The sequence below is a fragment of the Nonomuraea sp. NPDC050790 genome (genome assembly GCF_044456745.1).
Taxonomy (GTDB): Bacteria; Actinomycetota; Actinomycetes; order Streptosporangiales; family Streptosporangiaceae; genus Nonomuraea.
Genome location: NZ_JBITGF010000013.1, coordinates 166,313 through 179,386, shown reverse-complemented (window position 1 = coordinate 179,386; position 13,074 = coordinate 166,313). Strand labels below are relative to the sequence as shown.

13 protein-coding genes are annotated in these 13,074 nt (G+C 72.0%); 4 read left to right on the top strand and 9 right to left on the bottom strand.

The window, feature by feature from the left end; translation table 11 throughout:
* Window positions 1-3: 3 nt before the first annotated feature.
* Genes ACIBEJ_RS46180 through ACIBEJ_RS46165 form a run of 4 tightly spaced genes read right to left on the bottom strand, consistent with a single transcriptional unit; the run spans window position 4 to window position 4,590 of the window.
* Window positions 4-612, bottom strand: a complete 609-nt coding sequence (locus tag ACIBEJ_RS46180; RefSeq protein ID WP_397189352.1) for an endonuclease — start codon at window positions 610-612, stop codon at window positions 4-6.
* Between the two features lie 5 nt (window positions 613-617).
* Window positions 618-1,046 (bottom strand): DUF4383 domain-containing protein, encoded by a 429-nt coding sequence (locus ACIBEJ_RS46175; protein ID WP_397189351.1) that lies wholly within the window; start codon window positions 1,044-1,046, stop codon window positions 618-620.
* 35 nt (window positions 1,047-1,081) lie between these two features.
* On the bottom strand, window positions 1,082-2,896 hold the full coding sequence (locus ACIBEJ_RS46170; protein ID WP_397189350.1) for a transketolase: 1,815 nt from the start codon (window positions 2,894-2,896) through the stop codon (window positions 1,082-1,084).
* Window positions 2,897-2,946: 50 nt separating this feature from the next.
* Window positions 2,947-4,590, bottom strand: a complete 1,644-nt coding sequence (locus ACIBEJ_RS46165) for a serine/threonine-protein kinase (protein WP_397189349.1) — start codon at window positions 4,588-4,590, stop codon at window positions 2,947-2,949.
* Between the two features lie 77 nt (window positions 4,591-4,667).
* Between ACIBEJ_RS46165 and ACIBEJ_RS46160 the strand changes: the two genes are divergently transcribed.
* Window positions 4,668-5,822 (top strand): 4-hydroxybenzoate 3-monooxygenase, encoded by a 1,155-nt coding sequence (locus ACIBEJ_RS46160; protein WP_397189348.1) that lies wholly within the window; start codon window positions 4,668-4,670, stop codon window positions 5,820-5,822.
* On the opposite strand, the gene ACIBEJ_RS46155 is transcribed toward ACIBEJ_RS46160, so the two are convergent.
* The 4 genes from ACIBEJ_RS46155 to ACIBEJ_RS46140 form a co-directional block, all read right to left on the bottom strand.
* Entirely contained in the window at window positions 5,815-6,750 is a 936-nt protein-coding gene (locus tag ACIBEJ_RS46155) for a M56 family metallopeptidase (RefSeq protein ID WP_397189347.1), read from the bottom strand. The genes ACIBEJ_RS46160 and ACIBEJ_RS46155 overlap by 8 nt on opposite strands.
* Window positions 6,747-7,121 (bottom strand): BlaI/MecI/CopY family transcriptional regulator, encoded by a 375-nt coding sequence (locus ACIBEJ_RS46150; protein ID WP_397189346.1) that lies wholly within the window; start codon window positions 7,119-7,121, stop codon window positions 6,747-6,749. The genes ACIBEJ_RS46155 and ACIBEJ_RS46150 overlap by 4 nt, the downstream gene beginning before the upstream one ends.
* 82 nt (window positions 7,122-7,203) lie before the next feature.
* Window positions 7,204-8,139 (bottom strand): sugar kinase, encoded by a 936-nt coding sequence (locus ACIBEJ_RS46145; RefSeq protein ID WP_397189345.1) that lies wholly within the window; start codon window positions 8,137-8,139, stop codon window positions 7,204-7,206.
* Window positions 8,136-8,885 (bottom strand): IclR family transcriptional regulator, encoded by a 750-nt coding sequence (locus tag ACIBEJ_RS46140; protein ID WP_397189344.1) that lies wholly within the window; start codon window positions 8,883-8,885, stop codon window positions 8,136-8,138. The genes ACIBEJ_RS46145 and ACIBEJ_RS46140 overlap by 4 nt, the downstream gene beginning before the upstream one ends.
* A 132-nt stretch (window positions 8,886-9,017) precedes the next feature.
* Between ACIBEJ_RS46140 and ACIBEJ_RS46135 the strand changes: the two genes are divergently transcribed.
* Genes ACIBEJ_RS46135 through ACIBEJ_RS46125 form a run of 3 tightly spaced genes read left to right on the top strand, consistent with a single transcriptional unit; the run spans window position 9,018 to window position 11,946 of the window.
* A complete protein-coding gene (locus tag ACIBEJ_RS46135) occupies window positions 9,018-10,250 on the top strand; it encodes an extracellular solute-binding protein (RefSeq protein ID WP_397189343.1) in 1,233 nt (410 codons plus the stop codon).
* Window positions 10,247-11,131 carry a carbohydrate ABC transporter permease gene (locus ACIBEJ_RS46130; protein ID WP_397189342.1) on the top strand — a complete coding sequence of 295 codons (885 nt, stop codon included), beginning with the start codon at window positions 10,247-10,249 and terminating at the stop codon, window positions 11,129-11,131. The genes ACIBEJ_RS46135 and ACIBEJ_RS46130 overlap by 4 nt, the downstream gene beginning before the upstream one ends.
* Window positions 11,128-11,946: a carbohydrate ABC transporter permease gene (locus tag ACIBEJ_RS46125; RefSeq protein ID WP_397189341.1), complete on the top strand. Its 819-nt coding sequence runs from the start codon at window positions 11,128-11,130 to the stop codon at window positions 11,944-11,946. The genes ACIBEJ_RS46130 and ACIBEJ_RS46125 overlap by 4 nt, the downstream gene beginning before the upstream one ends.
* Here the strand turns inward: ACIBEJ_RS46125 and ACIBEJ_RS46120 are convergent.
* Window positions 11,943-13,052, bottom strand: coding sequence for a winged helix DNA-binding domain-containing protein (locus tag ACIBEJ_RS46120; protein WP_397189340.1), 1,110 nt, complete (start codon window positions 13,050-13,052; stop codon window positions 11,943-11,945). The two genes, ACIBEJ_RS46125 and ACIBEJ_RS46120, sit on opposite strands and share 4 nt — an antisense overlap.
* Window positions 13,053-13,074: the final 22 nt, after the last annotated feature.

Sequence of the window (13,074 nt, the reverse complement as noted above, 5' to 3'; positions counted from 1 at the left end):
CTCCTAGGACTCCAGCGAGGCTCGGATCAGCGCGGCGGCCAGCCGGGGCAGCTCGTCCTTCGTGCGGGCCAGCTCGGCCAGCGGCTCCGCCCGATCCGGCAGGCCGTTGCGGCGCGCGCTCTCCAGCGCCTTCTCGTCGAAGTACGGCGCGACCTCGGGCCACACCGCCTGGACCTCGCGCAGGAAGATGTCGGCGCCCACCGGCCCGATCCCGGGGAACTCCTGGAGCAGCTCCTTCAGCCGCCCCACCTTCCCCTCCGCCTCCTCGCGCAGCCGCCGCAGATCGCCCTTCCACCGGTCGATCAGCAGGTCGGCGGCCTTGCCGAGCGTGGTCGACGTGCTCTCGTCGTAGCGGCGGTAGTGGCCGCGGCCGAGCGCGTCGACGCGGTCCTGCCAGGTGGCCTCCCGCATGGCCGCGGGCGTGCGGTAGCCCGCGGCCAGCAGTTCCTTGGTGGCCGCCACGGCCACGTCCGCGCTGATGCGCGCGCTCAGCAGGGTCGTGAGCACGAGCAACTGGTAGAGCGGGCTCGGCCGGTCGGCCAGGTGGATGCCCGCCTGGCCGGCGTAGGTGTGGCCGTAGCGGTCGAGGAGCGTCGTGACCTTGTCGCGCACCGGTATCAGCTCCGGACCGGCTGCCGCCTGCCGAGGACGACGCCGAGCAGCACCATGAGCAGGGCCAGCCCCAGGTGCAGCCAGTTGTCCGCGGCGTTGACCGGGACGAAGTTGGCCGGGCTGTCGTGGCTGACGAGCAGGCCGTAGACGCCGAGCAGCAGATAGATGACGCCGCCGCCGAGCAGGAAGGCGCGCGCGCCGGCCCAGGTGCGGGCCATCAGCACACCGGCCAGCCCGAACAGCAGGTGGACGAGGTTGTGAAGGATCGAGACCTCGAACACCCCGAGCAGCATGGCGTCGGACTGGTGGCCGGCGAAGGTGAGCCCGTCCAGGCCGGTCGTGGCGCCCGGCACGAAGCCGAGCACCCCCACCAGCAGGAAGAGCACGCCGACGACGAGCGACGCGGTCTGGAGGGGACTGCGGGAAAGGCTCATGCCGCCTCCCACGAGTAGACGATGGTCGTACCCCGCTACCCGGCCACGCCGAGTTCACGCAGGGTCCTGGCGATGGACTCCCGGCCGATGCCGGCCTCCTCCAGTTGCTCCTCGGGCGCGGCGGATCCCGGCATCGTGCGTACGGCCAGCCGTACCACCCGGACGCCGAGACCCTCGACGGCGCCCAGCACGGCCTCGCCGAGCCCGCCCTCGGGACGGTGGTCCTCCACGGTGACGAGAAGCCCGGTCGCGGACGCGGCGGCGCGCAGGACGGCGGCGTCGATGGGTTTGACCGAGTACATGTCGATCACCCGCACGCCCTCGACGCCGTCGGCGGCGGCCAGCGCCTCGTGCACGGTCGTGCCCGCGGCCACGAGCGTGACCCGGTCGTCGCCCGAGCTGCGCAGCACGCGGGAGCCGCCGACGGGGAAGTGCTCGCCCGATGCGTAGATCACCGGGGTCTCGCCGCGGGCGACGCGCAGGTAGGAGATGCCCTCTAGGCCCGCCATGGCCTCGACCAGCGCGGCCGTCTGGTTGGCGTCGCACGGGCACAGCACGGTGCTGCCGTGGGTGGCGCGCAGCATCGCGAGGTCCTCCAGGCCCATCTGCGACGGCCCGTCCTGCCCGATGGCGACGCCCGCGTGGGTGCCGACCAGCCGCAGGTCGGCGCGGCTGACAGCGGCCATGCGGATGAAGTCGTGGGCGCGGGTGAGGAAGGCGGCGAACGTCGCGGCGTAGGGGACCCAGCCGCGGGCCTGCATGCCGACGGCGGCGGCGATCATCTGCTGCTCGGCGATGTAGCACTCGAAGAACCGCTCGGGGAAGGCGTCGGCGAACGCCTGGAGCTTGGTGGAGTCGGCGACCTCGCCGTCGAGCGCGACGACGTCGTGACGGGCGGCGCCGAGCGCGGCCAGCGCCTCGCCGAAGGCGGTGCGGGTGGCGACGGAGGAGTCGATCTCGTAGGCGGGCAGCTTGACGGGCTCCTCGCGGTGGACGGCGGCCGGCTCGGCGGGCTCGGGCGCGCGCACCTCGACTTGGAGGTTCCTGACGCCGCCGAGTTCGGCGATCGCCCGGCCTGGCTCCTTCAGCGGTTTGCCGTGGAAGCCCTCCTTGTTCTCCACCGCGGAGACGCCCCTGCCCTTGCAGGTACGCGCCAGGATCGCCACCGGCCGGTCACCGGAGCCGCGCGCCTCGGCCAGGGCGGCGTCGATGGCCTCGGTGTCGTGGCCGTCGATCTCGATCGTGTGCCAGCCGAAGGCGGCGAAGCGGCGGGCGTACGCGCCGGTGTCCCAGCCGTCCCTGGTGGGGCCGCGCTGGCCGAGCCGGTTGACGTCGACGATCGCGGTCAGGTTGCCGAGCCCCTGGTCCCCGGCGTGCTCGGCCGCCTCCCAGACCGACCCCTCGGCCATCTCACCGTCCCCGCACAGCACCCACACCTGGTACGGCAGGCCGTCCAGCCGCCGCCCGGCCAGCGCGATCCCCACCCCGACGGGCAGGCCCTGGCCCAGCGAGCCGGTGGCCACGTCCACCCAGGGCAGCCGCGGCGTCGGATGGCCCTCCAGCCGGCTGCCCAGCATGCGGAAGGTCAGCAGCTCGTCGTCGGTGATCGCCCCGGCCGCCTTGTACAGCGCGTAGAGCAGCGGCGAGGCGTGCCCCTTGGAGAAGACCAGGTGGTCGTTGCCGGGCGCCTCGGGGTGCTCGAAGTCGTAGCGCAGGTGGTCGGCGAACAGCACCGCCATGAGGTCGGCGGCCGACATGGACGAGGTCGGATGTCCCGAGCCGGCCGCCGTGGAGCACCGAATCGCGTCCACGCGGAGCTGGGCGGCCAGATCCTGGGCGAAGGCAGGCATCGGGATCTCCTTTCAGCAGGTGAAAGGGCCGACTACCCGCTTGTGGGGCGTTAATCGCGCTTGTACAACCGCAGGATCTTGCCCTTGGCGTCGGCCGCCAGGTAGGCGCCGCCGTAGGAGTCGCTGAGGTAGACGAGGATCGCCGGTTTGGGCGCCCCGCTGAACGGCCAGGCGGGTTCGACGATCACGTAACGGCTGGTCGGCTTGTCGATGCCGAGACGTTTCTCCGCCGTCTTGAACAGCGACGGCAGCGCCTCCCAGTTGAGCGTGCTGAGCTGGATGGGCTTGTCGAAGCTGGACAGGCTGCCGCCCGAGCCCTTGCTGACCTGGCCGTCGCGGTAGTCCCAGCTGTCGTAGAGGGACTTCTTGCCGCGTACCGGGGCCTTGCCCGAGGCGAACTGCTCGTGGACGGAGAAGTCGGTGAACACCTTGCTGCCCGACGCCTCCTCCATGGCGGCGATCACCTCGCGGATGCGCTTCGGGGTGAGCAGCGGGCTGGTGTCGGGGACGGGCGCCTCGGTGACCGGGGCGTCGTCGTCGGCGAAGACCTTGGCCGAGGCGGACGGGCTGCGGCTCGAAGCGGTGTTCGTCCGGCCCGGGTCGCCTCCGGGGTCGGAGTCCAGCCACTGGGGGACCAGGATGGCGCCCGCCACGAGGAGCGCGGCCAGGACGACGGCTCCGGCCACGAGCGGTCCGGCGCCGCGCCGCCGCCGGGTGGACTGGGTGACCCAGCCGTGCACGTGGGGGCCGGTGGGTCGGCCATACACGGGTTGCTGGGGCGGCGGGTAGGCGGGCGGCGGCACCTGGCCGGGCCCGGTCGGATATCCCGGTCCGGACGCGTGGCCGGGCGGCGGGGCGTACGTGGGCGGGGCCATGGCGGCGTCGGCGAGCATCGCGTCGAGGCGGGCCGGGTCGGGCCGCGCGGCCGGGTCCGGGTGGAGCAGGGCGTTGAGCACCGGGGTGAGCGCGCCCGAGCGGACCGGCGGCGGGATGCGCCCGTCCAGGACGGCGGCGAGCGTCGCCAGCGGCGTGTCACGGCGCATCGGGTGGGTGCCCTCGACGCCGACGTACAGCAGCATGCCGAGCGACCACAGGTCGGAGGCCGGGTTGCCCTCCTGGCCGCGCAGCCGCTCCGGCGCGATGTACTCGGGCGAGCCCACCAGCTCACCCGTGGCGGTCAGGCCGGGGGTGTCGTACAGGGCGGCGATGCCGAAGTCGGTCAGGACCGGGCTGCCGTCGGCGCGCAGGAGCACGTTGGCCGGCTTGACGTCGCGGTGCAGGATGCCCGCGGTGTGCGCGGCGCGCAGCGCGGCGAGGATCCCGCGGCCGATCGCGGCGGCCTCGGCGGGCGGCAGCAGCTCCTTGACGATGCGGTCCTGGAGCGAGCGGCCGGGCACCAGCTCCATGACGATCCACGGGTGCGGCGTCTCCGGGGTGTCCACGATGTGGTGGATGGTGACCACGTTCGGGTGATGGAGCCTGGCCAGCGCGCGGGCCTCCAGCAGGATCCTGTCGCGCATCATCCTGGCGCGGGCCGGGTCGTCGTCTGTCGGGCCGGGCGGACGGACCTCCTTGAGCGCGACTTCGCGGTGGAGCGCGAGATCGCGGGCGCGCCAGACCGTGCCCATGCCGCCGCTGCCGAGCCGGTCCAGCAGCTCGAAACGACCGTCGATCACCTTTTGTCCGGGGGTCACGCGCCAAAGCTTAGAGCCCGGGACCGCCGTCGCGCGCGGTGAGTTCCGCCACCGGAGGGGACGTCATGATAGGGCTCATGCGTACTCAGGTCGGGATCATCGGTGCGGGGCCCGCTGGGCTGCTGCTGTCACATCTGCTCCATCTGCGCGGGATCTCCTCGGTGGTGCTGGAACGGCGCTCGCGCGCCTACGTCGAGCGCCGCGTCCGCGCCGGGGTGCTGGAGCAGGGCACCGTCGACACGCTCGTCGAGGCGGGCGTGGGCGCGCGGCTGCTGCGCGAGGGCCTGCCGCACGACGGCATCGAGCTGAGGTACGGCGGCGCCGCCCACCGCATCGCCTTCGAGAAGCTGGTCCCAGGCCGCCGGATCACCGTCTACGGCCAGCAGGAGGTGGTCAAGGACCTGATCGCGGCCAGGCTCGAAGCGGGCGGCGACCTGCGCTTCGAGGTGGAGGACGTGGCCGTGCACGATCCGGCGGGCGCGCCGTACCTGACGTTCGGCGGCGAGCGGCTGGACTGCGAGGTGATCGCCGGCTGCGACGGCTTCCACGGGGTGTCCAGGCCGTCGATCCCGGAGGGCGTGCTGTCGGTGTTCGAGCGGGACTACCCCTTCGCCTGGCTGGGCGTGCTGGCCCGGGTGCGCCCGTCGGCCGAGGAGCTGATCTACGCCCGCGACGAGCGCGGCTTCGCCCTGCACAGCATGCGCTCGCCCGAGGTCAGCCGCTTCTACCTCCAGGTGCCGCCCGACGCCGACGTGGCCGACTGGCCGGACGAGCGCGTCTGGGCGGAGTTGCGGGCCCGCCTGGAGACGATCCCCGGTTTCGCGCTGGAGACGGGCGAGATCATCGAGAAGGGCGTCACGCCCATGCGCGCCTTCGTCGCCGAGCCCATGCAGTACGGCCGGCTCTACCTGGCGGGCGACTCCGCCCACATCGTCCCGCCCACCGGCGCCAAGGGGCTCAACCTGGCCGTGGCCGACGTCAGGACCCTCACCGAGGCGCTGGCCGCCTACTTCGGCACCGGCTCGGCCGACCTGCTCGACGGCTACTCGGCGGCGTGCCTGCGCCGGGTGTGGCGGGCACAGCACTTCTCCTGGTGGATGACGACGCTGCTGCACACCTTCGCCGACGAGGACGCCTACGCCCGCCGCCTCCAGCTCTCCCACCTGGACTACGTGACCTCCTCGGCGGCGGCCGCGACGACGCTGGCGGAGAACTACGTCGGGCTCAGCTGAACAGCCCGTGGCAGTGGTGGGCCAGGAACGAGGTGAGGCCGGGCACCGCCACCAGCGCCGCCGGGCCCGCCACGAGCCCGGCGACCGCCAGCAGCCCGGACAGCCGCTCGCGGCGCTCCAGCGGCTCGTGCGGGTGGAGCATGCGGCGCACCCTGGCCAGAGCCGTGGCCCCGCCGGCGGCCAGCGCGAACGCGGGCACGCGCCCGGTCGCCAGGCCCACCAGCGCGGCGGCCACGTGGATGCGGTCGTGGCGCCTGGCCGCCACGTCGTCGGCCAGCAGCTCGACCAGCCTGGCCTGCTCGGCCCGCGCCCGCTCGAACAGCGGCACGCGCGGGAAGGCCCTGGTGAGGATCTCGGCCCAGGTCAGCACGAGGTGGTGCCTGCCGCGCAGGTGGGCGTGCTCGTGTGCGAGGACGGCGGCCACCTGGTCGGGGCTGAGCGACTCCAGGGCGCCGGTGGTGATGACGGTCTGGGCGCGGCGGCCCGGCAGGCAGTAGGCGGCGCGCTCGGCGTGCTCGACCACGACCGCGCCGAGGTCGCCGTCGGGCCGGCCGAGCAGCGCGAGCATCTCGGCATGGCGGCGGCGCTCGCGGCGGGTGCGCAGCACCACGTCGGCCACCGAGTAGGCGAGCCTGGCCGCGATGAGGGCCGCGCCGGCCAGCCCGGCGCGCACCCCGGTCAGCGAGAGGTCGGGCAGCTCCGTGCACGCCTCGAAGAAACGGGCCAGGCCGTGGCCGATCAGGTCGGTGGGCACCGCGAGGGAGATCGCGGCCAGCAGCGCGGCGGCGACGGCGGAGAAGCCGGCCGCCTGCCACATGCCGATGGCCAGCCGGGGCGCCCTGGACGTCCACGAGGCCCGGCCGAGCAGGCGCGGCAGCAGCACGGCGGCCACGGCCGCGTAGAGGGCGAGGAAGAGCGCGACGATCACTGCTTGCGGCCTCCGGGCGGGAAGACCTGCAGCGCCGCCTCCAGCGCGGTGGCCTCCTCGGGGGTCAGCCGCTCCAGGAAGTGCACCAGCGTCGCGGCCTGGTTGCCGCTGGCGGCCAGGGAGTCGCGCATCAGCTCGGCGGTGTAGGCCTCCTTGGAGGCGATCGGCTCGTAGACGTAGGCGCGGCCGACGGGCTTGCGCTTGAGCAGGCCCTTGGTGTGGAGCTTGTCCATCACCGTCATCACGGTGGTGTAGGCGATCTCCCGGTCCTTGCGCAGGTCTTCGAGCACGTCGCGCACCGATGCGGGCTTGTGGTAGGCCCACATCCTGTCCATGATCGTGGACTCGAGTTCTCCCAGGCCGCGCTTCATGCGCACATGCTACCGAGTCCGGCGGGGCCCGATCCCTGCCGTGATAGGCCGAAAGACGCCGTGCGGGACGGCCGGAACCGGGTCAGCGGCTGACGCCCTCCGCGGTCGGCGTGAGGAGGTCGAGGTCGGCCCTGGTGGGCAGCGACTCCCAGTCGCCCTGCGAGGTCACCGCGAACGCGCCCGCGGCGCAGGCGGTGCGCAGCCGCCGGTCCGGATCGGCGCCGGCCAGCCAGTCCGCCAGCCAGCCGGCCGCGAAGGCGTCTCCGGCCCCCACGGGGTCGACCTCGGTCACCTTGTACGGCTCCGCGTGCCGTACCTGGTCGTCGGACAGCTCCATCGCCCCCCGCGCGCCGAACTTGAGCAGCACGTGGCGCGGACCCAGTGCCTTGGCCAGCGCGACGGGGTCGCCCGCGTCGGCGATCAGCCGCGCCTCGTCCTCGGTCGCGAACACCACGTCCACGTCGGCGATCACCGAGCGCAGCCACGCGCCGGCCTCCTCGCGGGTCCACAGCGCCCTGCGGTAGTTGACGTCGAGCGAGACGAGGACGCCGGCCGCGCGGGCGGCGTCGACGGCGTGCCGCACGGCCGCCCGCGCGGAGGGGGAGAGCGCGGGGGTGATGGCGGAGACGTGCAGCACGCGGGCACCGGCGATGAGCCCGGGGTCGAGGTCGGCGGGGGACAGGCGGGAGCCGGCGCTGTCCCTGCGGTAGTAACGCACGTCGATGAGGTCGGCGGTGCGCCTGCCCTTGATCATCAGGCCGGTGGGGGCCTGCGGGTCGGGGATCGCGCGGGCGTCCACGCGCTCGGCGCGCAGGGTCGCGGCGATCAGCTCGCCGAACTCGTCGTCGCCGACCCGGCCGACCCACGTGGCGTCGTGGCCGAGCCGGCTGACGCCGATGGCCACGTTCGACTCGGCGCCGCCCAGGCCGAGGTCGAAGTCGCGGGCGAAACGCAGCGGGCCGGTGCGCCTGGCGGCGAACAGTGCCATGGTCTCGCCGAACGTCACCAGGTCGGTCATCGTGTTGACCCCAGCTTTCTCGAGATGCGGGCGGCGGCCTCGGCCACCATCGGGCCCAGTTCCCGCACCCGCGCGGCGGTGATGCGCGAGGTGAGGCCGGAGACCGAGATGGCGGCGCTGACCGTGTCGGTGTGGTTGAAGATGGGCGCGCCGACGCAGCGCACCTCTGGCTCGTTCTCGCGGTCGTCCACGGAGTAGCCGCGCTGCCTGACGCGGGTGAGCTCGCGGCGCAGCCGTTCGTGATCGGTGATGGTGTGCTTGGTCAGCGCGGGCAACTCCTCGGGGATGGCCGACTCCGGCTGCCAGGCCAGGATGGCCTTGCCGACGGCCGTCGCGTGCAGCGGACCGCGGCTGCCGATGCGCGAGGCCATGCGGACGGTGGCCTGGTTCTCGACCTTGTCGATGTAGACGACGTGGGGCGGGTCGTAGACGACCAGGTGGACGGTCTCGCGTACCTCGGCGACCAGGCGGTGCGACTCCTCGGCGGCGACCGCGCGCAGGTCGAGGGTGGTCAGGTACGCCTGGCCGAGCTGGAGCGTGCCGTGGCCGAGCCGGTAGGCGCCGGACTTCCTGTCGCGTTCCAGTAGCCGGGCCTCGATGAGCGGGGCGGTCAGGCGCAGCACGGTGCTCTTGGACAGGCCGACCGCCTCGGCGAGCTGGGTGAGCGTGAGCCCGCTGTGCGCGCGGACGTGGTCGAGGACCAGGAGCGCGCGGCGCAGGGACGCGGACTGGTTGCGGTCGGGCACGATCGCCAAATTACGGCGAAGGACACGTTGATGTCACATTTTGCAGCACCTCGTTGTGCATTGCACAACAAGTCGTGACAAGTCTTTTCGACTCAGGGAGAGCTTCCTAGTGTCGGCGCCAAGGAGGCAATAGTGAAGTTTCTTTACTGTGCCGCGGCCCTCTTGGCGCTGGCGGCCTGCGCGCCCTCCACCGCCCCGACCACGGGCGGCGGCGGCGACGAGAAGACCGGAACGCTGAACGTGTGGCTCTACGACGAGCCCAACCGCGCTCCGAAGGACAAGGTCATCCAGGAGGCCATCAAGGAGTTCACGGCGTCGCACGCCGACGTCAAGGTCCAGGTCACCTGGGTCCCGACCACCCCCGCGCGCCACGAGAAGTTCAAGGGCGCCTTCAACGACCCGGCCAGCGCCCCCGACGTGGCCGAGTACGGCAACACCGACCTGGCCGAGTACGCCGCCGCGGGCGGCTTCGCCGAGCTCGACCTGACCGGCATGGACCTGGGCGCCGACCTGGTGAAGTCCGCGACCGTCGACGGCAAGGCGTACGGCCTGCCGTGGTTCATCGGCATCCGCGCCCTGTACTACCGCACCGACGTCTTCGACGAGCTGAAGCTGAAGCCGCCGACGACGATCGCGGAGCTGACCGAGACCGCCCGCACCATCCGGGCCAAGAAGCCCGACCTGTACGGCATCGCCGTCGGCGGCGAGTACACCTTCGGCGCCCTGCCCTTCGTCTGGGACGCCGGCGGCGACATCACCACGCTCGACAGCCCCGAGTCCCGCAAGGGCGTCAAGGCCTACACCGACCTGCTGTCCGACGACATCTGCCCGGCCCAGGCCTGCGCCTCGCTGACCGGCGGCAAGACCGTCGAGCTGTTCGCCAGCGGCAAGGCCGCCATGGGCATCCTCGGCAACTTCAGCCGCTCGGCCGTGGACGCCGGCGCCGCCGCGGGCAAGTACCAGGTCGTCCCGCTGCCCGGCGCGGCGCCCGGCTCGATCGCCCCGGCCTTCGCCGGCGGCAACAACCTGGGCGTGATGAAGAACGCCAAGCACCGCACGCTGGCCAACGACTTCGTCAAGCTGCTCGGCGGCAAGGCGTACCAGGCCAAGATGTACGAGGCCATGGGCAACCTGCCGACGCTGACCGGCGTACGGGAGGAGCTGGCGGCCAAGGATCCCTTCCTGAAGCCTTTCCTCGACACGGTGGCCAAGGGCACCAAGTTCGTGCCGATCGACTCCGCGTGGGTGAAGATCGACAACGGCAAGGTCATCCCGACGATGCTGCAGAAGGTCGCCACCAAGCAGGCGACCGTCGAGGAGGCCACCACCGAGGCCGCCGCCGCCGTGAAGGCCGCCTTCGGGTGACGCGCCGCGCCTCACGAGCCAGGCCGTGGGTGTACCTGCTGCCCACGGCGGCCGTGCTCGGGCCGATGTTCGGCTACCCGCTGTACATGCTGGGCCTGCTGTCGGTCTTCGACTACCGGCAGGCCCAGGTCAGCGGCGGGGAGCCGACCCGGTTCCTCGGGTTCGGGAACTACGCGAGGCTGCTGTCGGACGAGCGCTTCTGGAGCGTGCTGGCCCAGACGGTGGCCTTCGCGGCGGCGCTGGTGCTGGCGACCCTGGTCGTCGGCGCCGCGCTGGCGATCGTCATGGAGAAGGCCGCCCCCTGGGCGCGCACCACGCTGTCGCTGGCCGCGCTCGGCGCCTGGGCGGCTCCGGCGATGACCGGCTCGACCGTGTGGATGTTCCTGTTCGACGCCGACCTGGGCCTGGTCAACCAGGTGCTCGGGCTCGACGGCTACAACTGGTTCTACGACAAGTGGGTGACGTTCGGCGTGGTCGGCGCCACGGTCGTGTGGCACTCCTTCCCGTTCGTCATGGTGACCCTGTACGCCGGGATGAAGGCGATCCCCGGTGAGGTCCTGGAGGCCGCGGCCCTGGACGGCGCCTCGGCGGTGGGCACCTTCTGGCGCGTGACGATGCCGATGCTCAGGCCGCTGGTGACGATCGTGGTGATCCAGTCGATCATCTGGGACTTCAAGATCTTCACGCAGATCTACGTGATGACCAACGGAGGCGGGATCGCGGGCCAGAACACGGTGCTCAACGTCTACGCCTACCAGACGGCCTTCGGCTCGTCGGAGTACGGCCTCGGGGCCGCGATCGGGGTGGTGATGGCGCTGATCCTGCTGGTGGTGACGCTGGTCTACATCCGCGCGCTCTACCGGACGGGGGAGAAGCTGTGAGGGGCCGCTGGATCGCCAACACGGTGGCGCTGGTGGTCGCGCTGCTCACGGCCTTCCCGCTCTACTGGATGGTGCTGTCCGCCCTGAAGCCCGACGGCGAGATCCAGTCTCTCGACGTACGCCCGTGGACCGCCCACCCGACCCTGGAGAACTTCGTCCGGGTCCTGACCGGCGAGAACTTCGCCCGCTACTTCCTCAACAGCGCGCTGGTGGCGCTGGCGGTGGTGGTGCTGTCGGCCCTGATCGCGTTCCTGGCGGCGGTGGCGGTGACGCGCTTCAACTTCCGCTTCAGGACCACCGTGCTGATCATGTTCCTGGTGGCGCAGATGGTGCCCGTGGAGGCGCTGACGATCCCGCTGTTCTTCGTCGTGCGCGACCTGCAACTGCTCAACACGCTGGGCGCGCTGGTGCTGGTGCAGCTCGCGTTCTCGCTGCCGTTCGCGATCTGGATGATGCGCGGGTTTGTGGCGGCGGTGCCCGAGGCGCTGGAGGAGGCGGCCATGATCGACGGGGCCGGGCGGGCCACGGTGCTGTGGCGCATCCTGTTCCCGCTGGTGGCGCCCGGACTCGTGGCGACCAGCGTGTTCTCCTTCATCACCGCGTGGAACGACTTCATCTTCGCCAGGACCTTCATCATCTCCGCCAAGGACAACCAGACCCTGCCCTCGGCGCTGCTCGTCTTCTTCAAGCCCGACGAGAACGACTGGGGCGGGATCATGGCCGCCTCGACGCTGATGACGATCCCCGTGCTCATCTTCTTCGTGGCCGTGCAGCGCAGGCTCGTCTCCGGCCTGGGCGGCGCGGTGAAGAGCTAGGGGCGCGAGGCGCCGAGCACGGTGGCGATCTCGTGGCGCTCGCCCGGGGCGAGGAACTCCAGCAGCCTCGCCCCTTCCTCCTCGGCCTCGCGCAGGTCGGCGGGGGCGAACGGCTTCCACTGGTGGATGGTGAGCGTGCTCGTGCCCTTGCCGCCGCTCACCGTCCAGTCGCCGGCGGTGAAGCCGTCCACGAGGATGAGCCGCCACTGGACGTTGGCCTTGACGAACGCCGGCGCCACCTCGAACGCCGCCGGGGTGATGAACCGCGTCCGGTCGGCGTATCCGATGAAGGCGTTGTCGAAGTCGTACATGAACCGCACCGGCACCGAGATCTCGGCCGGAGGCAGGGTCATGTCCGGCAGGTCGTACAGGACGCGGTCGTCCTCGGCCCGGTAGCGCACCAGGTCCATGCCCTTGAACACCTCGGCCAGCCGGGTCAGCCCCGACCAGATCTGCACGTCCTTCACCGAGGCCGGCCCGAACGCCCGCAGGTACCGCCGGATCATCTCCTCGGCCGTCATCGGCGGCTCGGCGCAGTCGCCCAGCCACGACTCGGCCGAGGTGTGCGCGATCGGGCCGCTGCGCCCCCACAGGCCACGCGGCGGCACCTGCACCAGCGGCACCAGCCACCGCACCACCTGGCTCATCGTGTGACCGTCGTTGTCCGGCCACCGCTCGGCCAGCGCCTTGCCCAGCTCGGCGAAGGTCAGCGGCCGCTCCTCCACCAGCGCGCGGCCCACGGTCGCCAGCTCGTCCAGGTCGACGCCGGACAGCTTCTTGACGAAGGTCGTGCGCGTCATGCGCTCGGTCGCCGGGTCGAGCAGGGGCCGCAGCGCCATGCAGTCGCGGGCCGAGACCAGGTGGATGGTCGAGCGCTGCATCGCGATCCTGACCAGCTCACGGTCGTCCAGCAGCGCCGAGGCGGCCAGCGGGTCGAATCCCTCGATTCGGTTCCACAGCCCGGCGTACCAGGTGTGCGGGGTCTGGGCCTGCAGGCCGAAGAGGTGCTCGACCACCTCGAGCACCGACAGGTCCGTACGGCGCAGCAGAAGTTGCCGCTCCATCGAGGCCCGGTTGAGTGCCCGGAGGCTGAGGACGGGATCCATGGGCACTACCGTAGGGGCAATC

Excerpts from the sequence above, each read along its gene's own strand:
- ACIBEJ_RS46170 (WP_397189350.1), bottom strand. The coding sequence starts at position 2,896 with ATGCCTGCCTTCGCCCAGGATCTGGCCGCCCAGCTCCGCGTGGACGCG.
- ACIBEJ_RS46160 (WP_397189348.1), top strand. The coding sequence starts at position 4,668 with ATGCGTACTCAGGTCGGGATCATCGGTGCGGGGCCCGCTGGGCTGCTG.
- ACIBEJ_RS46120 (WP_397189340.1), bottom strand. The coding sequence starts at position 13,052 with ATGGATCCCGTCCTCAGCCTCCGGGCACTCAACCGGGCCTCGATGGAG.
- ACIBEJ_RS46175 (WP_397189351.1), bottom strand. The coding sequence starts at position 1,046 with ATGAGCCTTTCCCGCAGTCCCCTCCAGACCGCGTCGCTCGTCGTCGGC.
- ACIBEJ_RS46145 (WP_397189345.1), bottom strand. The coding sequence starts at position 8,139 with ATGACCGACCTGGTGACGTTCGGCGAGACCATGGCACTGTTCGCCGCC.
- ACIBEJ_RS46150 (WP_397189346.1), bottom strand. The coding sequence starts at position 7,121 with ATGAAGCGCGGCCTGGGAGAACTCGAGTCCACGATCATGGACAGGATG.